This window comes from Micromonospora sp. NPDC049523 (genome assembly GCF_040676775.1).
GTDB lineage: Bacteria > Actinomycetota > Actinomycetes > Mycobacteriales > Micromonosporaceae > Micromonospora_G.
The window spans coordinates 302,288-325,062 of record NZ_JBFAPP010000007.1; the positions used below are offsets into that span (position 1 = coordinate 302,288).

Here is a 22,775-nt window from a genome sequence, read left to right on the forward strand (position 1 = left end):
GGTAGAAACCGCCGGCATCACCAACGGCGGTGCGGCTATCGGACAGTCCATTGTGCAGTAGCTGGCTGGAGGCGACAGCCCGCGCGTCATCCGGCCTTGGGTCAGTCGCGGCCGAAGACCCCCAGCAGACCGAGGTGGCGGCCGACCGGCGGAGGGTATGACACGTCAGGTCGGCGCGGGCCGGGCCGGACGGTTGAGGCGTCGGTAGGAGAAGACGATGAAAACCAGCGCGGTGTTGACCGCACTCGCCACGACCAGGGGCGGCGCCACGAGCAGACCGGGTGTCATGGCCCCCACCGCGAGCAGCGCGGCGACCGCACGCCACGGTCGGTGGGCCCCGAACACCAGGTTGAGCAGAATCCGCCCGGTGATGTGCAGCGCGACTCCGCCGACGATGACGACCGACCACGCCGTACGGGTCTCGCCGAGTGGCTGCCGGATGAGTAGCGCGTCGCCAACCGCTATCGCGACCACTCCCGCGATCATGATCCCCTGTGAGTAGGAAGCGGCGATGGCGGCCCGTGGGGCGTTGGCGTTGACCACGGTGCCGAGGTTCCGCCCGAGCGGAAGGACATAGATCCACACCAGCATGACGGCACTCACGAAGGCGATGGCGAAGGCCAACGTACGCACGTAGTCGAAGCCCGAGGCGCTGTAGCTCAAGCCGCTGACCAGGATCGGCACGCCCAGGGCGACGATGTAGATCTGGCGGTAGCGTTCCGCGATGTGCTCGCCGATCACCCGTAGCTGTCTTTCTGGTACGCGGCTCAGTCCGGGGACCGGCCAGCCGAACCAGGAGATGGCGCCGTCGACGACGATCGCTACCGCCCACAGGATCAGGCGCGGACCTGCGGGCAGGAAGGCGCCCACCAGCCAGGGCACGGCCGAGATGCTGAACCAGATCAGGACCCGCCCCGAACGCGCCTGGAGCGGGCTGCCGCGCAGGACGGGAACGATCGCCAGGCCTCGGCCGATGTTGATCGCGCTGTACGCCCCGGCGAACAGGAGGCCGTCCGCGCCGAAGGCACGGGGGACGGCAACGGCCATGAGTAGTCCGGCGAACATGACGCCGATGATGAGTCGCTGCAGGTATGGCTCGTCCGGGTTGAACCAGTCGGTGGACCAGGCGGTGGCGACCCAGATCCACCAGATCGCGGCGAAGAGAACCGTGGTCTGCGCCGCGTTGGTCACGCTGAGGTCGCCCAGCAGCCGCTGCGCTATCTGGATCAGCGCGAAGATCAGGCCCAGATCGAAGAAAAGCTCGTGGAAGGAGACCGCATCAGACCTTTCCCGTTTGCGGAGGAGCCTTTCCTGCAGGCTGCCCAGGCGTCGTACGACGGGCTCGCCGATTCGGGCGCTGAGGATGACGCCGAGCAGCACCGCGTTGACGACGGCTGCCCCGGCAATCAGTGGCAAGCTGAGCAGGACCGGTGACACGGCCGCCAGGACCACCATTCCCGCCGGCGCCCGCCAGACAGGGCGTTGGAACACCACCGAGACGAGCATCGTCCGTCCGGCAAGGTAGAGAAACGGCCCGGCTACGAGGGCGACCGACCACGCGTCCCGGGCGTCTTCGAGTGGCTGCCTGATCAGGACGTCGTCGGCCATCGCGGTGGCGACGATTCCGGCGATCATCAGCCCGTGCGCGAAGGAGCAGAGTACCGAGACATAGGGCGGTCGCCGGTTGAGCACGTCCGCGAGGTCGAGTCCGCGCGGCACGAGATAGCTCCACAGCATCAGCGCCGCGTTCACGAAGGCAAGGGCGAAGGCAACCGTACGGAGGGCGTCAGGTCGCTGTTGGGCGAGACTGATCCCGCCCGCGAGGATCAACTCACCGAGTCCGACGATGAAGACCTGCCGGTGACGTTCGGCGATGTGGTCTCCGAGCACCTTCAGGTGCGCACCGGGCACACGATCCAAACCCGGCACCGGCCAGCCGAGCACGACACCGAGATAGTCCACGATCACCGCTGCCGACCACAGGACCAGGCGCGGCGTGCTGGGCACCAACGCTCCCGCCACCCAGAGGATCCCGCCCGCGCCGAACCAGATCGCGGCCCGTACCGAGCGGATCTGCAACGGATGATTCTGCAGGGCTCGGATGATCGCCAGGTGCCGCCCGAGGAGTATCACGACGTACGCACCGGCGAAGACGATGCCGTGGTCGCCGAAGGCCCCGGGTACGGCAGCGGCCACCACCAGCCCGGCGAACATCACCATGGTGATGATCCACTGCACGTACGGCGCGCCTGGGTCGAACCAGTCCGCGGTCCGGACCGCCGCCACCCAGATCCACCACACCGCCGCCACGAGGATCAGCGTCTGTACGCTGTTCTCCCAGCCGAACCCGCTCAGTAATCGCTGCGAGAGCTGCATGAGCGCGAAGATGATGGCCAGGTCGAAGAAGAGTTCGAGGAAGGAAACCTCTCGCGAACCTGGCTTTCGTATGAGCCGCTCTACCCCTGTCCCCACCACAGCTCATCCGTCTCGCCGGTCCTGCCATATTCGTACCATGGGCAAAGACCGGGGCGGACCTTTACCAAGCGACCGGCCGGGCACGAGGAATCAGCACGAAGAAGTTTCACGATTCGTTACGCGACGCGGTCGCGTCGCGGTGTCGAAAATGGTGCGGTCCGATCTCCCCGGCGAATTAAGGTTCCGGAACCGGCCCCGCCGGGGCAGCGGAGCCGCAGGACTTCGAGCGGGTCGCGCAACAGCGGCCCGGCGGAGCCGGTGATCCCGGTCAAGCGACGGTGCGCGGTCGACGCATCCGCCGTGCCACCAGCAGCGCCGCGAGCACAGCTAGCAGCACACCGCCCGTGACGGCAGCGACCTGGACCACGGCACCGCGCCCGTGACGGGTGTCGACCGAGGGCGCCGCGCCGGTCAGGACCCAGTCGTGGGAGTCCGTGCTGGAGTCGTACAGCGCGCGTTGGCCGTCCGGACCGGTGGCCAGCGAGCGGTACGCGGGATTGAGGTCGGTCAGCATGCGCACCCCGACCGTGACCGTGCCGACCGGCCCTGGGCACGTGTAGTCGACGGTCGCACCGGTCCGGGCCAGGGCCATCGGCGGCTCGACGGTGCCGACGCACTGCCGTCCGCCGTCGGCCACCGTGATCTGCTGAAGTAGGTAAGCCACGAGTTGGGTGGACGATCCGATCAGCGCCGGGTCCGTGCTCCGGTAGTCCACCGCACCGTCGAGCAGAACCCGGTCGGCCGGCAGCAGGCCGAGCGAGACCCCGAGCAACGTCAGGTCGTCGGGGCCGCCGACCCGCCACCGTACGCGCACCACGTCGGGTCGCTGCTCGTCGAGCGCGATGGCAACCGTCTGCGGATCACCGAACGGATGCGCGACCGCCGGGGCGGGTACGGCGATGACGGACGCGGCGACGGTGAACATCGCCAGGGTGAGGGCTCTCGCCGCGCCGAAACGGCGACAACGTCCGGATGGGGACAAGGAGGTGCTCCGGCTCTCATAGCGACAGGGGATCCCGCCGACTCTGTCGAACGCGAGGAAACGCGCACGTCCGGGACGGCGATCAGCATGCAACGGCGGCATGAACAGTGCGTTGATCACGTACTGCCGGCGGGCACGAGGCGGGGAGGCGGCCGGTACCGCCTCCCCGCGTCTGCGTACCTAGGTGTCGGTCAGTGGGTCAGCAGGTCACGTGTCTGGCGCAGCTTGACCCAGGACTTCGGTTCCGTCGGTGCGGCTGCCGCGAGTCGGGCCCCGGGCCGGTCGGTCAGTTCCGGCCGGCCAGGTGTGAAGAGCCAGGTGTCGAAGAGGACATCGAGGTCCTGGCCGGAGATCTGCTCGGCGAGGGCCCGGAACTGCGCGATGGTCCCGTTGCCGTACTGCCGGGTGGCCGCCCAGGTGCGCAGGAGTTGGAAGAACGCGTCGTCGCCGACAGCCCCCCGCAACTGGTGCAGGGTCAGCGCCCCCCGGTCGTAGACGGCACCGTCGAAGACCCGGTCCGCCCCGGGGTTACCAGGCAGGACCTGCCAGAAGGGGTCCTCGGCGGGGTAGTAGGCGTAGACGAAGTCGAAGACCTCCTGCGCGGTCCCCTCGCCCTGCGCCTCCGACCAGAGCCACTCGGCGTACGAGGCGAAGCCCTCGTTGAGCCAGATGTTGCTCCAATCGGCCACCGAGACGGAGTCACCGAACCACTGGTGCGCGTTCTCGTGCACCACCACGTACGGGTTCGACCCGCGGCGCCAGAAGCCGGCTCCGTACACCGGGCGGGTCTGGGTTTCCAATGCGAAGCCGATACCGTCCGTCGGCCCGGCGACCCCGCCCTGTGCCTCGAACGGGTACGGACCGAAGATGCCGGTTTCCCAGTCGATCACCTCGGCCGTGCGTTCGATGCTCGCCCGCGCCGCGCCGGCCAGCTCACCGAGTCCGGCGTGATAGGCGTTGATCACGGGTTGTCCATTGGGGGCGGTGTCGCTGACGATCTCGTACTGCCCGATCGCCAGGAACGCCAGGTAGGTGGCGGAGGGCTTGGTCGACCGCCAACTCCACCGGGTCCAGCCCAGCAGCTCACGCAGAGGTGGTCTGGGCTGCACGCCGTTGCTGATCACCTCCACCCCGTCCGGTACGGCGACCGAGACGTCGAAGGTGGCCTTGTCCAACGGGTGGTCGTTGCTCGGGTACCACCACCAGGCGATCTCCGGTTCGTTGACGGCCAGCGCCCCGTCCGCGGTACGGGTCCACCCGGTGTAGCCGTCGACCAGCACCTGTGACGGGATCCCCGCGTACTGCACCACGACCGTGAGCTGCTGGCCCGCGGCGATCGGCCGGGCCGGCGTGATCACTAGCTCGTGTACGCCCGACCGGGAGTGGTCCGCGGTCCAGCCGTTGACCCGTACGGACGAGACGTCCAGCAGGAAGTCGAGGTTGAACCGGGACAGGTCTGCGGTGGCTCTGGCAAGGACCGTGGTGGTGCCGGTGAGCCGGTCGGTGCTGGGGTCATAGCGCAGCCGGATGTCGTAGTGGGTGACGTCGTAGCCGCCGTTTCCGTAGTCGGGGAAGTAGCTGTCGCCGATGCCGGGAGCGCCCGGCCTCGGCGCCTTGGCGTACGCGGGACCGGCGGCCACAGTGCCGACGGTGGCCAGGGTCAGGGTGGCGATAACCGCCACCAATGCTCGTCGCATGGGAGGACTCCCTCGTTCAGCCGGACGCATCTCCCCAAACTAATCGAGGATCATGAACGTCTGAGGGAATTCCGATAACACCCGCGACGATCGCCGCTCCCCGTACAGCAGCAAGATCAGCCGTTCGGCACGGGAAGGCCTCACCCCGGCCGCGTGGGCGTGCGGGGGGCTACCGACCCGGTACCGGTGCACACTGCCTGCGAGCTTCGGAAGACGTCAGTGACAGCGGTACGGAATTCGTGACCGTGCACGGAGCGGCAATTCGGACTTCGCCGAAGAAGACACCTAGCTATTGCGGATCGGCAAACCAGGACGTGCATTGCCGATGGCCGACAGTCGGCACCGGAGGGTCGAAGATGTGCTCCGGCGCCCCGCCGACTCCCCGCTCCTTGGGAACCCGTCGCGGCTCGACGCGCACGCGGGCGACACGGACCTGCGGACGACAACCATACGCCCGGTCGAACTCGATTCCACGCGTGCCGGCCACCGATGACCGAGCAGATGGCGCCACTCGATCAGCCAACTGACAGTCAACAAACAGTCTGTCGTTTCGACGACTTCTTGCCCGGCAGGCCACGTTCGTCCCGCCGCGCCACGTCCCACCACGCACACCTGCACCGACGCCCAGCAGCAGTCCCGAGGTGTGGATCACCTGGGCCGCCCGGCATTTCACTCGGACATGGAACGCGCACACAGTCAAGCCAATATTCGTCGCACGGAGTGGCACTATCCCGATAGGAGCAAGAAATCCCTCCAGACTGGACGGAAATCCCAAATGTGAAGTTCCTCACCTCGTCCTCGCAGAAAGCAGCGTTATCGTTACGGCAGTCGACGTGCTCATGGACCGAAGTACCACGGGGGATCACATGAACAACGACCTGTTGGAACGCGACCGAGAGCTAGGCACAATTGTCGAAGTATTGACGAATGCGAAAGCAACCCCGGGTTGCCGGAACGTGCCGATCATCGCGATCGCGGGCACCGAGGGTTCCGGCACATCGCGGATCCTGGCCGAAACCAAGGACATCGGTCGCCGGCTGGGTTACCAAGTCGGGGCGGCGGACCGCGGGGACGCACTGACCACGATGGCACGTCAGGCGCCCGGCACCGTACCGCAGGACGCACCGGTCCTGCTCACGGTCGACGAGGCACACCTCACCAGCGCCAGTCGACTCACCACGCTGCACGCACGGACACAGGAAGTCACGCAGGCGCCGGTGGTGCTGGTAGCGGCGGGTCGCCAACGCGACGACGGCACCGCGGACTGGCTTCCGGCCGACGGCACCACGGTGTCGTTGCAGCCACTCACGCAGACCGCCGTACGTGAGCTGATCACCCGCCAGATCGGCGCGCCGCCAACCGACGACCTCGCCCAGTTCGCGGCGCAGGCCGAGGGCAACCCGCTGCTGGTGACCGAACTGATCACGGGCTTGGTGGAGGAGGGGGCGGTCCGGGTGGTGAACCGCCGCTCGGCGATGCTGCGCGCCGTACCGTCCGAGCGGGTCGAACTGCTGGTCCGGCGGCGACTCGCGGCGCTGCCCCGGCCGTACCAGCAACTGCTCCAGGTAGCCGCCGCACTCAGCACACGGGCAGACCAGCTCATGATCTGCCCGATCGCCCGGCTGAGCAATGCCGAACGGGACGTGCTCGACCAAGAGAGCTCCTCGATCCTGCTCAAGAGGACCGGATCGTGTGTCCGGTTCCGGAGCATGCTGGCCTGGCTGACCGTACGGAACAGCATGCCGGCGCTGCTGCGGACCATCCTGGAGTCCGGCGGGACGGGCGAAGCCTCCGGGGCGGGCGACCGCCCCGCCCCGCCCCGTCGCGGTCAGGGCGCCGAGCCGCGCGTCGGCGCCACCGCATCGGCGTGCCCCTGGTGCGGCCTGACCGACACGGAACGGACCATCGCGGTCCTGGTCAGCGACGGCCTGACGAACCGGGAGATCGCCCGACGGGTGTTCCTGTCACCGCACACGGTCAACTACCACCTGCGCAACACGTTCCGCAAACTGGGCATCACGTCCCGGGTCGCGCTGGCCGGCATCGCGGCGAACCGGCGCACGCACGACCACCCGCACGACCCACACCTCGTCTGAACCCGACCCGACGACCAGCCAACCAGCCGATCATGGGGCCACCGAGGCATCGGCGGTCAGCTCGGCGAGCACGGCGTCGGTCGTCGTCACCACGCCGCACCGCCGGGCGACCAGGTCGAGCGCCATCAGGTGTTCGTCCCGGGTGAAGTCGGCCACCGCGTCGGCGACCAGGAAAGGTTCGATGTCACGGGCGAACGCGTCGAACGCGGTGAGCATGCAGCCGAGGTGGGCGTACACACCGCAAATAACCAACTGGTCACGCCCGGCGTCGCGGAGCAGGTGCTCCAGATCCGACCGGACGAAGGCGCTGTAGCGCCACTTGGTCAGCACGACGTCGTCGGGGCCCGGCTCTAGCGGTGAGACCACGCGTCGGTGCCCCGGGTCGGTGCTCATGCCACCGCCCCAGAAACTGCGCAGCAACCCACGCTGCTCGACCGTCATCCCGCCGGGCTGAGCGGTGTAGTAGACCGGCATGCCGGCGGCGACCGCCGCTGTACGGAGCGCGGCGATGTGACCGATCACCGCCGGAATCGGTGCCTCGGCGGACGGGAAGAAATCGACGAAGTACTGCTGCATGTCGTGGATGAGCAGCGCCGCCCTCCGGGGGTGTGGGGTCCACTCGGGCGCACTGGAAGGCACCTCGGTACGGCCGGGCAGGGCGTACGAGGTGATCATCGGGATACTCACGGGCCTCCGATCGGGTGGATCCGGGTACGGGATGACCGGCCTGCGGTCAGTTGCCCAGGGCGGCGCCACCGTCGACCTGGAGATCCTGCATGGTGATGTGCCCGGCGCGGGACGAGGCGAGGAACAGCACCGCCTCGGCGACGTCGGCGGTGCTGGCCAACTTCCGCAGCGGAATGCCGACCCGATACTGCTCGGCAGAGCCGTGCAGGGTCGCCCGCGCCGCGGCATCGTCGGTCCACATTCCGCGCAGCATCGGGGTGTCGGTGGAGCCGGGAGAAACGATGTTGCACCGGATCCCGTAGCCGGCCAGTTCGAGCCCGAGGCAGTGCATGAACGAGCTTGTCGCCGCCTTCGACGCCGCGTACGCGGCCATCCGCGTACGCGGCACCCGGGCGGCGTTGGAGCCGACCGTCACGATGGCGCCGCGCCTGCGTTCGACCATCCGCCGGCTGACCGAGCGGGCCAGGTAGAACACGCCCTCGGTGTTCACCGAGAACGCCCGGGCCCAGTCGGCGTCGGTCAGTTCCGTGACCGAGCCGAGGACGAGTACGCCGGCCACGTTCGCGAGCACCTCGATCGGCCCCTGTTCCCGCTCGATCGACGCGACGGCCGCCTCGACCGCCCGGCTATCGCGCACGTCGACCGGCATGGTGACGACGTCCATACCCGCGTCGACCATCGAGCCGAGCTTCTGCAGCGCGTCCGCGTTGTTGTCCAGGGCCATCACCCGGGCCCCGCGTACGCCGAACGTCTCCGCCACGGCCTGACCGATGCCCTGGGCGGCGCCGGTCACCACGACCACCTTTCCGGCGAACTCGCCGTCGGCCGGCTCGGTGCCGTACCGGTGGGTTGTCTGGGTCATGTCACGCTCCTGTCTCCGGTCGTCGGCGGTCGCGGGTTGCGGCCGCCGGTCAGGCCACGGCTCCCGCACAGTCGTAGCCGTACAGCCACTCCTGATCGCGCAGGTCGACGGTGCGGGACAGCCGTTCGTCCCGCTCGTGAGCGAGTGCGCCGTCGCGCAGATGCAGGGTCCGGTTGTTCGCCCGCGACCGAAGGTGCACCTCGTCCGTACGCGGACGACGTACTGCCTCGTAGCGGCGCAGCGCCGGCCGGACGTCGTCCGGATCGGCGTCGGCGAGACACCGGGCGAGCGTCACCGCGTCCTCGATCGCCTGGTTGGCCCCCTGGGCCAGGAACGGGAGCATCGGGTGCGCCGCGTCGCCGAGCAGCACCGTCCGCCGGCCGCTCCACCCGGTGACCGTGTCCCGGTCGTGCAGAGCCCAGCGCCCCACCGCGTCCGCGGCGGCGATCAGTTCCCGCACCTGTGGGTGCCAGTCCCGGTACGCGAGCGCCACCTCACCCGGGTCCGCCTCCGCCGACCACGACTCCGCCCGACCCTCGGCCGCGGCAACCGTCGCGCCGAAGCTGACCAGCCGACCGGACGCGACCGGGTAGCTGACGCAGTGCTGGTCCGGTCCGAGCCACAGTTGCACCCGTGGGTCGTCCGTGAGAAACGGGACCCGCTCGGCCGGCACCAACCCCCGGAAGATGAGCTGCCCGGAGAAACGCGGCTGGTCACGGTGCAGACCGGCCCGGACCACCGAGTGGATGCCGTCCGCGCCGACGATCACGTCAGCCGCTTCCCGTCCACCGTCGGCGAACTCCAGTTCGGACCGGTCCGCGGCGTCGTGTACGGCCACCACCCGCCGACCCAGCCGCAACGAACCTGCCGGCAGCAGTCCGACCAGCCCGTCGTGCAGGTCCGCGCGCAGCACCGTGTAATACGGCGCCCCGAACATCTCGACGCACCCGGCCAGTGGCAGCCGGGAGATCGTGGCGCCGTCACTCCACCGGCGCATGTGGATCGCGGTGACATCGACCGCGACCGCCCGCAGGTGTTCGCCGAGTCCGAGCCGACGCAGTGGCCGGACCGCGTTCGGTGCCAGCTGGATGCCGGCGCCCACCGGTTTCAGGGCCGGCGCTTGTTCGTAAACCGTGCAGTGGATCCCGGCGGCGTACAACGCCACCGCCAGGGTGCAGCCACCGATTCCGGCGCCGACGACCGCAACCCGCGGTTGTCCACCCGCCATTTCGTGTCCTCTCCCCCGTGGCAGCGGTCAGTAGTAGAGCAGTCCCCGGTCCCAGTCCTCGTCGGCACCGAACAGGCTGCGCGGCTTGACCACGTCGTGAACGCCGGTCAGGACGTGTTCGGGCACGAGGCTCCCCGGCGGCACCGCGGCGACATCGCTGGGCACGTCGAACTCCGCCCGGATCGACGTGGTCAGCGCCTCGGCCGCGGCGGCACCGGCCGCGCCTTCGGCCTCGAACTCGACCCGCAGCAGGTCCGGCTCCGCGCGAGCCCGCCAGAACATCACCCCGTACGCCTCGGGCAGACCGAAGACCAGCTCCTCCAGGCGGCTCTGGCTGACCGTGGCAGCCGCGACCGGGTACCCGAACCCGGCCCGTCCCAGCACCCGGACCGTCGGCAGCGCCCAGCCGCAGTCGCACCCGTCGTCGCGTACCTCGACGTCGTCCTCCAGGTGGTAACGCAGCAGCGGCATTGCCTCCCGGAACAGCGGCGTGACCACGAGTTGCCCGTCGCCGGTGGGGGTGAGTTCACCGGTCCGCGGGTGGTAGACCTCGAAGATCGCGCGGTCGGCCCACAGGTGCAGCCGGCCCTGTGGGCACTCCCCGGCCAGGCTGCCGGTCTCGGTCGAGCCGTATTCCTCGACGACCGGCACGCCCCAGATGGCGCTGATCCGCCGCCGCCGGGCCGGACTCAGCGGTTCGCCGCCCACGAACAGGGCGCGCAGCCGGGGAAAGTCTGTACCGGGCCGGTGACCGGCCGCCTTGGCCGCCGCGGCCCAGAGCAGGGTCTCGGTCGGCATCGACCAGGTCAGGGTGACGTCGAGGTCGTGCAGGACCCGCACCACCCGGGAGTACGGCATCGCCAGCGACCGGTTGTCTCCCGGTACCACCGTGGCGCCGTGCAGGCGGGCGGCGGCGTGCGCCAGGTGCCCGGTGATCATCAGTGCGTACGGGGTCCGGACGAGGAAGGTGTCGGCGGCCGAGATGCCTACCCACTTGCGGGCGTACCGCTCGGCGAGGTCGGTCCAGTCGTCAGTGGTGTAGTAAGACGGTGTCGGTGCTCCGGCGGTGCCACTGGATTCGTGATAGGTGGCGAGTTGGTCCCGCCCCACGGCGAGCATGCCGAACGGGTACGCGCCCCGCAGGTCCTGTTTCGTGGTCGGCGGCAGTGCGGTCAACCCGGCTCGGGTCCGGGCCGCGCCGGTGAGGCGGGACCGGTAGAACGGCGACCGGGAGGCCCAGTCCATTGTCTGTCCGAGTTGGGCGTCCTGTAGCGCGGTCAGTTCGGCGGCGTCCCGCCAGTCACCGATCTGCGGCAGCCGGTTGATGGTCGAGGTCATTCCCTCCTCCTTCGCTTTCGTGGGTCGACGCGGCCGGGTCCGGTGCCGAGCCGGCCGATCCGGGTGCGAGCAGCCGTACGGCGTTGTCCCAGGCGATCCGGCGCCACGCATCGGCCGGCAGCCCCAGCACCGCGTACTTGGTGAGTTCGACCCGGGGGTGCTGCAGCGGTGCCTCGGTGCCGAACAGCAGCCGGGACGGGCCGAGCCGGTCGACTGCGAACCGAAGCACGTCGGTATAGCCGCCGGAGGTCTCGACCATGATGTTGGGCGAACCGGCGACCAGGTCCAGACCGTGGTAGTCGATGTTGCCGACACCGGTGTGCCCGAGTACGAACGTCACCGCGGGGAACGTGGCGGCGAGCGCGACCACGTCGGCCACACCGCTGCCGGGGCGGCTCAGCGGTGCGACGTACACCGGGTGGCGGAACTCCCCCGCCACGGTGACCAGCGCCGTGACCCGTGGGTCGCCGAGCCCCACCCCGTGCACGACCGGGGACAGTTCCAGCCCGCTGACGGCCGCGGCCGCCGCCCGGTAGACCTCGGGCCCCCGGTGCGGGTTGGCGAAGTGGAACGGGACGAGTCGTCCCCCGGACCGGGCCGCCGCCGCCAGCACCGCATTGTTGTCGGCGTCGGTCTCGACGTGCCCGCCGTCGGTGAGCTGCCGGGACAGCGTGATCCGATCCATCGTCCCACCGGCGCAGACAATCGCGCGGGTGATGCCGGCATCGTCGAGCAGCCTCAGCAGCGCCTCGGCGGCGCCCGGTCGCGGCGCCAGCCGGACGTGGAAGTCGAACACCGGCTGCCGGGGATCCAGACCGTCGGTGCTCACTGCTCGCGACAGAATTCGTCGATGGGGTAGCCGACGTGCCGGTCGGCCGTCGGCAGGTAGCCCAGCACCTTGTCGCCCGGCTTGAGCTCGGTGCAGTTGAGCACCGCGCCGCCGGGTCCGAGGATCCGCACGTGCCAGTCGTCCTGGAGGATCAGGTTGACCGTCACCCCGTTCGGCGCGACCGCGTCGACCGCCAGCAACGGCCTGGTTTCGATCTTGACTCGGCCGACGGTGGAGACGCGGGTACGGCCCTTCACGTCGACCGCCAGCACCTTGCTGCCCGAGCGCAGCTCGCTCAGGTAGTTGGTCCGGCCCTCGGTGGAGAGGGTGTACGACATGATGGCGCCCGCGTTGACCCGGAACGGCCGGGTCGGCATGTACGGCAACGGGTGGGTCTCGCTGACGCACAGGACCATGCCCTTGGAGTGGGACCCGACCAGGATGCCCTCGTCCTCGCGGAAGTGGGTGCAGGTGTCCACACAGGCGCGCTCGCCCATGCCTACCCGGCGGATCTCGGTCACCTCCAGCTCCACCAGATCGAGATCGGGCGACTGGTCCAGCGCGGCCGCCTTCAGCGCGGTCACGTCGCCGACCGCGCGGGGTCGCATCATGACACCGTCCGAGCCGTGCTCCAGCACGCCGAAGATGATCGTCGCCTCCTCGACGTCGTGGGCGACGGTGATGATGCTGCCGTCGGCACCGGCCGCCGCCGCCAGGACGATCTCCAGCGGAATCTTCGTGGGGTCGCGGAACAGCAGCACGCTCCACCGTTCGGTACGGGCGGCGGCGCACGCCTCGTCGAGGGTCGCCGCGTCGACGATCTCCACGAACCGACCGAACTCGATCTCGGGATGGGTGTGGGTCAGCTCGTCGATCCGACCGTGGACCGCCGGGTCGACGATGACGATGTCGGCACCGGTCAGGTCGTCCGGCAGCGGCGCCTCGCCGGGTAGCAGAACCTTGCGTACGGTCGGCGGCAGGCCGTCGAGGTCGGAGAGGTCGGCCGCGACAACCGCGTCGACGCGTTGGTGCACCGCCTCCTCGATCACAGTGGTCCGGATGTCCCGTAGGCCACGGACGTCCATCCAGCAGATCTTCACTCTGTCTCTCCTCGGGTGAGTGGTACGCGACCGGACGTGTTCCGGCGCCGGTGTTGCGAACCGGTGGTTTCCGGGCCCGGATGGCCGGGCGGTGGTTTCGGGTTCAGGAGACCGCGACCCGCAGTTCGCGGACGGCGGACGGAGTACGGGTCGGGTGGATTCGGTCGGCCAGTTCGGCGGTGAGCGCGCCCGGGTCGTCCGCCTCGAAGACGTTGCGTCCCATCGCTACCCCGGCAGCGCCGCCGAGCAGCACGTCGTCGAGGTAATCGGCCAGGTCGTCGCGGCTGCGGCGCGGGCCACCGGCGACGATCACCGGCACCGGGCTGTCCTGGGTGACGGCGCGCAGTCCGTCGACCGAGCCCGGGTAGACGGTCTTGACCAGGTCGGCGCCGAGATCGGCGGCGAGGATCACGGCATGCGCGACCAGGTCCGGCCGGCGCGGATCGCTGATCTTCGGCCCTCGCGGGTACATCATCGCGAGCAGCGGCACGTTCCACCGCTCGCACGCCTCCCCCACCACGGCGAGGTCGGCAATCTGCCGCGCCTCCTCCCGAGACCCGACGTTGACGTGCACGCTGACCGCGTCGGCCCCCAGACTGAGCGCCTCCGCCACGGTCGCGACCAGGTATTTGGCGTCCGGATCGGGCGCGTTGACGGTGCTGGCGCTCAGGTGCACCACGAGTGAGGTGTCGGCGAACCAGCGCGGGTCGACGTACCGGAGCACGCCCTTGTGCAGCACCACGGCGTCGACGCCGTTGGCGGCCAGCTGCCCGATCAGGCGGTCGACCCGGCGGCCACCGGTGACCGGTCCGTCGGTGATCGAGTGATCGAGCGGTACGACAAGCAGGCGCTCGTCGCGATGCCGGTAGAGTCGCCGCAGCCGTACCTGGCGGGCGAAGGAACTGTTGATGTGCACGTGTCCTCCCGTGTCGGGCGCTCAGTTGCGGATCAGCCGGGGCGGGTCGGCGTGGCGTCGGCCCAGCCCGAACTCCTCGTGCAGGACGGCCACCGCGTCGAGTGCCCATTCGGCCGCGACCGCGACCGAGGTCCGCAGTTGAGACATGGAGACCCAGTTCGTGGCGATGCCGGCGGCGGCGAGTGCCGACAGCAGACGGGCCGTGTAATGGGGGCGGTTGAGCAGCCCGGTGCCGACCAGGGAGACCTTTGCGACCTCCTCGTCGTACCGGACCGAGCCGCCGCCCGCGGTTACGGCGGCGGTCAGGTCGGGCCGTACGGCGGGCAGGTCGCTGCGCCGCATCAGCAACCCCATCCGGAACTCGTCCTCGTACGGGCCGGAGCGGGCGACCAGGTCGACCGGCGCGTGATGGTGGGCGAACAGGTTCAGCACCTCGATCGCCGGGTCACCGTGCCCCCGGTCGGAGCGGACCAGCACCCGGACCACGTCGAGGTCGTGTACGACGGCGACGATGCCCAGGTCCTCCAGCCCCTCGGAGCCGCTCCCGCCCGGTATCACCGTGCCCGGGCCCGGCCGGAACGAGCTGCGTACGTGCACCTCGATCCCCCGGGCGACGGCCAGCTCGACCGACCGGGAGTGCAGTACGCGCGCCCCGGCGAACGCCATCTCCACCATCACCTGCGGCTGCACCACCGGCAGTTCCCGCGCCTGCGGCACCACCCTCGGATCGGCGTCGTAGACGGCGTCGACGTCGGTGTAGATCTGGCAGCTGTCGGCGCCGAGCGCGGCGGCGAGCGCGACCGCCGTGGTGTCCGAGCCGCCGCGTCCGAGCGTCACCACGTCACCGTGCTCGTCGACGCCCTGGAAGCCCGCGACGACCACGACGTTGCCCTCGGCTAGCAGCCGTTCGATCCGCCCGGTCGAGATCTCCGCGACCAGTCCCTCGCCGGCCGGGCCGGAGACCGTGATGCCGGCCTGGGCGCCGCTGAGCGACACCGCCGGCACCCCGAGCGCACGCAGGTGCAGGGCGAGCAGCGCGGCGCAGGCGAGTTCACCGGTGGCGACGAGCTGGTCCACCTCCCGCGACGGGGTCTGCTGCTGCGGCGACACGCCGGCCGCTTCGGCCGCGGTGGCGAGCAACCGGTCGGTGGTGTCGCCCTGGGCGGACACCACGACCACCACCGGGTCGTCCGACCCGGCGATCGACCGGGCCACCCGCCGCAGGCAGGAAATGTCGGCGAGGGACGAGCCGCCGTACTTGCGGACCACCACGGTCATCGGGCCACCGCCTCCGGCCGGGGTCGCGGGCTGCCGGCACCCGGTGCGGGCAGCAGCCGGGCGACGAGTTCCCCGAGGATGTCGATCCCGTGTTCGGTGAGCACCGACTCGGGGTGGAACTGCACCGAGGAGAACAGCGGGCCGCGCATGGCGAGCACCTCGCCGGTGCTGGTGTCGCGGCATAGGTCGACGGTGCCGCCGGCGGCCGGCGGCCGGATCCGGTCGGTCGCGGACCGGGCGGCGAACGTGCTGTAGAAACCGCACCGCTCGACCCGGCCGAAGTAGTCGACCGTCAGTTGTATTCCCTGGTTCGGTGTCGACCTGCGCCGCAGGTCGAGGCCGAGCACCGCGGCCAGCACCTGGTGACCGAGGCAGATCGCGAGCAGCGGCACCCGGTCGGCCAGGAATCCCGCGACCAGCCGGGACATCCGGTCGATTTTGGGGTCGCCACGGTCGGTCGGGTCACCCGGACCCGGCCCGGCCACCACCAGGTCGAAATCGGTCGGGTCGAACGGCTCGTCGTAACGCCGGACCACCACGTGGTAGCCGAGCGCTGCCAGTTGGTGCCGCAGCATCGAGGTGAACGTGTCCTCGCAGTCGATGACCAGGATGCGGTGTTTGGCCGGCGGCCGGTGGGCCGATGCGGCACGCAGACCCGCTACGGTCCGGCCACGGCGGGCGTCGAACCAGAAGTCGGCGAGGTGGGCGTTGCGGGCGGCGAGCACCTCACCCAGGGTGGGATGGTCCGCCCAGTCGATCGGGGCCGACGCGGGTCGGGGCGGTGGGGCGTCGGTCGCGGGGCCGCCGAACGCGTCACGCAGGGCCGCCGCCTTGGCCCCGGTTTCGGCCGCCTCGGCGAGCGGGTCTGAGTGGCGTACCAGCGTGGCTCCCACGTCGATACGCAGCCGGCCGCTCGGGTCGACGTCGGCGGTCCGGATGGTGATCGCCGAATCGAGTCGCTGCCGGCCGTCGGCCTCCCGGCCGATCAGCGCGACCACCCCGCTGTAGTAGGCCCGACCGGTCGGTTCGTGCCGGGCGATGACCCGGCAGGCCGACTCGACCGGGCTGCCGGTGACGGTCGGCGCGAACAGGGTGTTCCGCAGTACGTCCCGGACGTCGAGGTCGGTCGGTCCCTCGATGAGGTACTCGGTGTGTGCGAGACGGGACATGGTCTTGAGACGCGGTCCGATGGCGCGGCCGCCGTCGCGGCAGACCCGACCCATCATCTTGAGTTCCTCGTCGAGCACCATGAACAGTTCGTCGGATTCCTTACCGTCGGCGAGGAATTCGAGTGCGCCGGCCACCGAGGGGCCGTCCGCCGGATAGCGGTAGGTGCCGCTGATCGGGTTCATCACCGCGGTGCCATCGACGACGCTGACGTGGCGTTCGGGCGAGGAACCGAGCAGCACCCGGTCACCGAGGTGGACCAAGTAGGTCCAGTACGCCCCGGACTCGCTGGCCAGCAGGCGGGCGAAGGCGGCGAGCGCGACCGGGACCGAGAAGTCCTCGACCGTGGCCAGGAACGAGCGTTTGAGGACGAAGTTCGCGCCCTCCCCCTGCCCGATCTCGGTGTCGACGACCCGTCGCACCAGGTCGGCGTACGCCTGGTCGTCGAGGTCGAACCGGGCGTCGCGCAACCGCACCGAGGCGGCGTCGGCCCGGTCCGCGACCTCATGCAGGGGCAGGACGACGTGTTCGCGTACCTGCATGGCAACCAGCGGGACACCATCGTCGCGGTGGGCGAACCCGCGCTCCCCGACCTGCCGGTACGGGACCACGGCCAGCAGGTCGTGGACGGGTGCGCCACCGTCGGGCACACCGGTCGGCACCGGCAGGTCCGCCAGTGTCTCCACCGGTGACACCGGGCCGGTAAGCAGATCCACCTGCCCAGGTGAGCCGAGTTCGGGGCGGTGCAGCAGGGCGAACGGCGGGGTGAGCGAGGCCAGCGATGGCCGGGTGCGGTCAGTACGCATGGCGGCCGCCGTCCCCGGCGCGGCCGGTGACCCGGTGCAGCACAGCGCGCCAGTCGTCCGGTGCCCGGTCACCACGCCATGCCACGTGCTGGTCGGGCCGGACGAGGACCAGGTCACGCTCCCAGACGGCGCGTACGCCGGGGTCGTCCACGGCCAGGTGGGTGAGTGGGACGCCGAGCCGGGAGGCCTCGTCGGCCAGCGGTCCGCCCGCATCCCGGCCGGACGTGTCCACCAGGGTGAACCCGGGTCCGAGCCGGTCCTGGAGGTGTCCACCGTCGGTGAGCCGTACGTTCGGCGCGCGCCCGCCCGGCCAGGTGGTCGCTACCGCCCGGTGCCAGTCCCACGGGGGTTCCGGCGTGCCGTCCGGGCAGATCACCGGGGAGTCGAGATAGCGCTGGCCGAGGTGTACGCCGATGTTGTCGACCTGATGCCGCTCGGTGTCCAGGAAGCCGGCAAGCCGGGACCTACTCGCGCCCCCGGCCCACAGCGCCGGGTAGCGTCGCCAAACCTCCAGCAGGTTGAAGCACATCTCCCGGTTGAACAGCGCGACCGGCCGCCGCTCGGCCTCGTAGCTGTCCAGCAGCGCCGCCCCAGCCCAGCCGTCGAGCACGGCGGCGAGCTTCCAGCCGAGGTCGACCGCGTCGGCGATGCCGGTGTTCGCACCGTGTCCACCGGTGGGAAAGAACTGGTGGGCCGCGTCACCGGCGAGGAAGACCGGACCCTGGCGGTAGCGGCGGGCGACCGCCAGGCGGCCCTCCCAGTGCGCCACGGTCAGCACCTCGTCGACCTCCAGCGGTACGCCCAGCCGCCGCCGGACCTCGTCGAGCGGGTCCCCGTCGACGGGGTCGTCGTCCGCAACCGGGAAGGTCGCCGTCCACGTCCCGACCCCGTCCCGGGCCACCAGGGTCAGCCCGGCGGCGGCGACGGCGAGGAAGAACCGCCCGTGCCGGCGCAGCACCGGATCGGTGCTGCGGAAGTAGACGTCGCGGTGGTGCGCGCGGGGCCCGAGTTCGTCCTGCTCGATGCCGACGGCGGCGGCTACCGCACTGTTGGCACCGTCGCAGCCGACCACGAATCGGGCGTGTACGCGTTCGCGCAGCCCGCTGCCGGTTTCGACGAGGACGACGTCCACGCCGTCCGGGCCGGACTCCAGCGCCTCGAACGACCATCCCTCCCGCAGGTCGACCAGGTCGTCCGCCCGGCACCGGGCCCGGCCGAGTTCCTCCAGCCGGGACCCGACGATCCGCTGGTACGGCTCCCGGGGCTGGACGCCGTCGCGGTCGTCGGCGATCGTCTTGCGTAGTTGTGCCACTGACGGGTAGCTCCAGACCGAGACCGGGGGCTCGGCGAGGCTGGTGGTCCACAGGAAGGTGAACGGGTGGTCGTCCGGCACGCCTCGTGCCCGGATCTCGTCGACCAGTCCCAGCCGGCGCAGCAGTTCCATACTGCGGGCGTTGAGGTAGTCCATCTTCGGGTGCCGCGACGCCGACCGGGACCGGTCGACCACCAGGCACCGGACACCGTGATGGGCCAGTTCCTGGGCCAGGACCAGGCCGACCGGACCGGCGCCAACCACCAGGACCGGTGTCTCGGTCGTGGTGGGGTGGCGCTGATCGTGCTCGATCACTTGCGCTCCTCGCTGCTTCGAAGGGACGGCCGGGGTCACGAGCGCCACGCGGACACCGCCGTGTCGGCCTGCTCGGCGTTCAGCCGTGGATCGCACAGGGTGGTGTAGCCGGCGACGCCGACCCGGTCGAGCGCCGACGCGTCTGCCACGCACTCTTCGACGGGAGTCGGGGTCGTCTCCAGGTGCAGCCCGCCCGGCACCGCCCCGACCTCGGTGACGACCTGCTGGAACTGCACGAGTTCCCGCAGCACGGTGTGCACCAGCCGGGTCTTGCGGCCGCCGGGCGCGCGGATGGTGTTGCCGTGCATCGGGTCGCACAGCCAGACGACCGGGTGCCCTGCCGCCCGTACCGCCCGGACCAGCTGCGGCAACCGGTCGGCGACCGCGTCGGCGCCCAACCGGGCGATCAGGGTCAGCCGGCCGGGCCGGCGTGCCGGGTCGAGGCGGTCGCAGAGCGCGACCAGCTCGGTGACGCCGGTGCCGGGTCCGACCTTGCAGGCCAGCGGATTGCGTACGGATGCGAACAGGGTCACGTGCGGGCCGTCGAGTCGGCGGGTCCGGTCACCGAGCCATGGCCAGTGGGTGGAGGTGAGGTAGCGGTGCCCGGCCGGGTCGTGGCGTACCAGGGACGACTCGTAGTCCAGGACGAGCGCCTCATGGCTGGTCCACACCCGACCCGTCGCGGGCGTCCCGGCCGTACTCAGGAACCGCATGGCGTGCGCGGACGCCTGGTATCCGGCGAGCATCCGCAAGGGGTCGTGGGCCCGGCTGACCGGATCCGGTTCGGGTCCGTTGACCAGCGAACCCCGGTAGACCGGCAGGTCCTGGGCGCCGATCCGCTCGTGTGAGGCGGAACGCGGCTTCGCGAACTGCCCGGCGATGCGACCGACCGGCACGACCAGCCGGCTGGTGCCGGCCGCCACCCGGTCGGCGAGCGACCTGAGCAGGTCGACCTTTGGTGCGAGGTGCTGCGGTACGCACTCGGCCGGGTCCTCGGCGCAGTCACCGGCCTGGACCACCCGTGCCCGGTCGGCAGCCACCTCCGCCAGCAGGGCGGAGAGGGTGTCCACCTCGTCGGGTGTGACCAGCGGTGGCAGGTGCGCCAACTCGTCGCGCACCTTGGCCGTCAGGGCCTGGTCGGGCCAGTCGGGCTGCTGGTCGGCCGGTGGTCCGGACTCACCGGGATTCGATGTCAATGGCGGTCGGTCGATGTCACTCAATACATCCAACCGAGAATCGCGGACCACAGGCGTCCCTTCAAGACGTGCGGTTGGGTCATCACATTGATCTCGTCGACTGGGTTCGGCGACCTGTATCCGAATGTATTCGCGGACCCGACCACCCCCCACTACTCGTGTGAGTAGTCCGTTACGCTCGGCCGACCCGGCATCCCGCTTTCACGTGATGGATCGCGTCGGGCACGTGTCAATCACCCGCACCCCGGCCGAGAGGCCGTCGTACGGCGTTTGCCGTATCACGCGAAAGCGTGATGCGTGGGCCGAATCCGCGAGCCATCCTCGCCACGTCGCCATGGATCGAGCGGGGGAACGTCGACGCACGGTCGCGGCACAGATAGGGCGAATTGCCATTCGACTAGGTGTGCAAGGAGGAATCTGTGGGTGAAGTGACACGTCGTACGCTGCTGGCTGGGTCCGCGGCGCTGGGCAGCAGCCTGGTCGCCGGGACGACAGCGGCGGCGGCACCGGCGGGGACGGGGGCATCCCCGCTGAACACGACGACCGTGGGTGTGCAGGACTTCCGTTACGCCGACCTGGTCCGGGGTCAGAACGTACGGTTCGTGAGTCAGCCGGAGTACGTCCGGCTGATCCAGACCCCCGACCAGGTGGCCGGTGCCGTACGGGCCGCGGTGCTGGCCGGCAAGCGGATCGCCGTACGCAGCGGCGGCCACTGCTACGAGGACTTCGTCGACAACGCGCAGACCCAGGTCGTCCTTGACCTGTCCGGGATGCGGGCGATCTACTACGACTCGTCCCGACGGGCGTTCGCGGTCGAGTCCGGCGCGACCCTCGGGTCGGTGTACGAGGCCCTGTTCAAGGGCTGGGGGGTGACCGTCCCGGGTGGATCGTGCCCCTCGGTGGCCGTCGGCGGTCAGGTGGCCGGCGGCGGATACGGTCAGTTGAACCGGTCGCACGGCCTGCTGGTGGACTACCTGGACGCGGTCGAGGTGGTGGTCGTCAGGGCTGACCGGACGGTGCAGCGGGTGATCGCCACCTCGGCGGCGAACGACCCCAACCGGGACCTGTGGTGGGGGCACACCGGCGGCGGTGGCGGGAACTTCGGCGTGGTGACCCGCTATTGGTTCAAGACACCGGGGGCGAGCGGGTCGGACCCGACCACCCTGTTGCCGCGACCGCCCGCCGAGCTGTGGATCAACCAGGTGGCGTGGCCGTGGGCGACGCTGACCGAGGCGCACTTCGGCCAGCTGGTACGCAACTTCGGCCGGTGGTGCGAGCAGAACAGCGCCCCCGGCTCACCGTGGACGCGACTGTTCAGCCGGCTCCTGCTGAACCACCAGGCAAACGGGACGATCAACATGGTCACCCAGATCGACGCCTCGGTGCCGGGCGCCGAGGCGATGCTCCAGCAGTTCGTCGCAGCGGTCGGCAACGGGATCCCGGCGCCGCAGGTATGGGACCACCGGCGACTGCCCTGGCTGCACACCACCACCTGGCGGGCGATGTTCGGCGGCGACGCCACCGGCCGGGCGGACTTCAAGTCGACGTACATGCGGGCTGCGTTCCCGGACTCGCACGTGGCTGCGTTCTACCGCCACCTGACCAGCGCCGACTACCGCAATCCGGTGGCGATTCTGCAGATCTCGACCTATGGTGGCCGCACGAACACGGTGTCGCCCACCGCCACGGCGGTGGCCCACCGCGACTCGGTGATGAAGATGCACTACCTGGTCGGCTGGGGCAACGAACCCGAAGACGCCCTGCACATCGACTACCTGCGCCGGTTCTACCGGGACGTGTACGCCGCCACCGGCGGAGTCCCGGTGCCGAACGCGGTCACCGACGGATGTTTCATCAACTATGCCGACATCGACCTGAGCGACCCGGCGTGGAACACCTCCGGTGTGCCCTGGCACCACCTGTACTACAAGGACAACTACCGGATCCTGCAACAGGTCAAGGCGCGGTGGGACCCGACCGACACGTTCCGCCACGCCCAATCGATCCGACTTCCGTAAACCGCGGCCGCAACGGGGAGGTGTGATGCCGAGCAACGGTTCCGGTTCCGTGGTGCACTTACCGGCCACGGAGGTCATGACTTTGATGATGTCGAACGACGGTGTCTGTTACCTGATGGCCGGTCCGGACAGCGGGGCGACGGTCACCACGTTCATCGCCGCCTCGTTCAGCAACACCGACGCCGCACTCGTGGTCATGTGCACGGTCGTGCCGCCGCACGAGGGTTCCGTGCCCCGGGTGCACGAGGACGTCGACGAATCCTTCTACGTCCTCGACGGAGAACTCCAGATGACGGCCGACGGGCGATCGTTCACGATGGCGCCGGGCGACTACACCCTCGTACCCGGCGGTCTGCGGCACGCATGGCGCAACCCCGGCGGCGAGCCGGCGCGGGTCATCCGTACCTGCACCCGCGCCGGTCAGGAGGCCCATCCCTTCCGGGTGGCGGGAATCGGCAGGTAGGGACGGTGGT

16 protein-coding genes and 1 pseudogene are annotated in these 22,775 nt (G+C 70.1%); 3 read left to right on the forward strand and 14 right to left on the reverse strand.

The annotated features are described in order from the left end of the window. Nucleotides 1–165: 165 nt before the first annotated feature. The 3 genes from AB0J90_RS13625 to AB0J90_RS13635 all read right to left on the reverse strand — a co-directional run bounded on the left by AB0J90_RS13625 (nt 166) and on the right by AB0J90_RS13635 (nt 5,154). Nucleotides 166–2,472, reverse strand: coding sequence for a low temperature requirement protein A (locus tag AB0J90_RS13625; protein ID WP_363595535.1), 2,307 nt, complete (start codon nt 2,470–2,472; stop codon nt 166–168). Nucleotides 2,473–2,743: 271 nt separating this feature from the next. Next, nucleotides 2,744–3,400 (reverse strand): hypothetical protein, encoded by a 657-nt coding sequence (locus tag AB0J90_RS13630; protein ID WP_363595537.1) that lies wholly within the window; start codon nt 3,398–3,400, stop codon nt 2,744–2,746. A gap of 248 nt (nt 3,401–3,648) precedes the next feature. Then, entirely contained in the window at nt 3,649–5,154 is a 1,506-nt protein-coding gene (locus tag AB0J90_RS13635) for a M1 family metallopeptidase (protein ID WP_363595539.1), read from the reverse strand. A gap of 1,883 nt (nt 5,155–7,037) precedes the next feature. On the opposite strand from AB0J90_RS13635, the pseudogene AB0J90_RS13640 reads away from it, so the two are divergent. After that, nucleotides 7,038–7,250, forward strand: a pseudogene (locus tag AB0J90_RS13640) (helix-turn-helix transcriptional regulator); the annotation flags it as partial. Nucleotides 7,251–7,280: 30 nt separating this feature from the next. Here AB0J90_RS13640 and AB0J90_RS13645 read toward each other — a convergent pair. The 11 genes from AB0J90_RS13645 to AB0J90_RS13695 all read right to left on the reverse strand — a co-directional run bounded on the left by AB0J90_RS13645 (nt 7,281) and on the right by AB0J90_RS13695 (nt 20,284). After that, nucleotides 7,281–7,937: an isochorismatase family protein gene (locus AB0J90_RS13645; protein ID WP_363595541.1), complete on the reverse strand. Its 657-nt coding sequence runs from the start codon at nt 7,935–7,937 to the stop codon at nt 7,281–7,283. 46 nt (nt 7,938–7,983) lie between these two features. Beyond that, nucleotides 7,984–8,799 (reverse strand): 2,3-dihydro-2,3-dihydroxybenzoate dehydrogenase, encoded by an 816-nt coding sequence (locus AB0J90_RS13650; RefSeq protein WP_363595543.1) that lies wholly within the window; start codon nt 8,797–8,799, stop codon nt 7,984–7,986. A 49-nt stretch (nt 8,800–8,848) separates the two neighbouring features. Beyond that, on the reverse strand, nt 8,849–10,027 hold the full coding sequence (locus tag AB0J90_RS13655; RefSeq protein ID WP_363595545.1) for an FAD-dependent monooxygenase: 1,179 nt from the start codon (nt 10,025–10,027) through the stop codon (nt 8,849–8,851). Nucleotides 10,028–10,054: 27 nt separating this feature from the next. Then, on the reverse strand, nt 10,055–11,365 hold the full coding sequence (locus AB0J90_RS13660) for an AMP-binding protein (protein WP_363595547.1): 1,311 nt from the start codon (nt 11,363–11,365) through the stop codon (nt 10,055–10,057). Next, nucleotides 11,328–12,194 carry an amidohydrolase family protein gene (locus AB0J90_RS13665; protein ID WP_363595549.1) on the reverse strand — a complete coding sequence of 289 codons (867 nt, stop codon included), beginning with the start codon at nt 12,192–12,194 and terminating at the stop codon, nt 11,328–11,330. The genes AB0J90_RS13660 and AB0J90_RS13665 overlap by 38 nt, the downstream gene beginning before the upstream one ends. Continuing rightward, complete coding sequence (locus tag AB0J90_RS13670) at nt 12,191–13,294, reverse strand: 3-dehydroquinate synthase II (RefSeq protein ID WP_363595551.1); 1,104 nt, start codon at nt 13,292–13,294, stop codon at nt 12,191–12,193. The genes AB0J90_RS13665 and AB0J90_RS13670 overlap by 4 nt, the downstream gene beginning before the upstream one ends. A gap of 103 nt (nt 13,295–13,397) precedes the next feature. Beyond that, nucleotides 13,398–14,210: a 2-amino-3,7-dideoxy-D-threo-hept-6-ulosonate synthase gene (locus AB0J90_RS13675; protein WP_363595553.1), complete on the reverse strand. Its 813-nt coding sequence runs from the start codon at nt 14,208–14,210 to the stop codon at nt 13,398–13,400. A gap of 21 nt (nt 14,211–14,231) precedes the next feature. Beyond that, complete coding sequence (locus AB0J90_RS13680) at nt 14,232–15,488, reverse strand: aspartate kinase (protein ID WP_363595555.1); 1,257 nt, start codon at nt 15,486–15,488, stop codon at nt 14,232–14,234. Beyond that, nucleotides 15,485–17,461 carry an anthranilate synthase family protein gene (locus AB0J90_RS13685; protein ID WP_363595557.1) on the reverse strand — a complete coding sequence of 659 codons (1,977 nt, stop codon included), beginning with the start codon at nt 17,459–17,461 and terminating at the stop codon, nt 15,485–15,487. Before AB0J90_RS13685 ends, AB0J90_RS13680 begins: the two co-directional genes overlap by 4 nt. Next, nucleotides 17,451–19,088 carry an FAD-dependent monooxygenase gene (locus AB0J90_RS13690; protein ID WP_363595559.1) on the reverse strand — a complete coding sequence of 546 codons (1,638 nt, stop codon included), beginning with the start codon at nt 19,086–19,088 and terminating at the stop codon, nt 17,451–17,453. Before AB0J90_RS13690 ends, AB0J90_RS13685 begins: the two co-directional genes overlap by 11 nt. A gap of 35 nt (nt 19,089–19,123) precedes the next feature. Then, nucleotides 19,124–20,284 carry a 3-deoxy-7-phosphoheptulonate synthase gene (locus AB0J90_RS13695; protein WP_363595561.1) on the reverse strand — a complete coding sequence of 387 codons (1,161 nt, stop codon included), beginning with the start codon at nt 20,282–20,284 and terminating at the stop codon, nt 19,124–19,126. A 419-nt stretch (nt 20,285–20,703) separates the two neighbouring features. Here AB0J90_RS13695 and AB0J90_RS13700 point away from each other — a divergent pair, with 419 nt between their 5' ends. Both AB0J90_RS13700 and AB0J90_RS13705 read left to right on the forward strand, forming a co-directional pair. Further along, nucleotides 20,704–22,302, forward strand: a complete 1,599-nt coding sequence (locus AB0J90_RS13700; RefSeq protein WP_363595563.1) for an FAD-binding protein — start codon at nt 20,704–20,706, stop codon at nt 22,300–22,302. Nucleotides 22,303–22,378: 76 nt separating this feature from the next. Next, nucleotides 22,379–22,765 carry a cupin domain-containing protein gene (locus AB0J90_RS13705; RefSeq protein WP_363595565.1) on the forward strand — a complete coding sequence of 129 codons (387 nt, stop codon included), beginning with the start codon at nt 22,379–22,381 and terminating at the stop codon, nt 22,763–22,765. Nucleotides 22,766–22,775 lie beyond the last annotated feature (10 nt).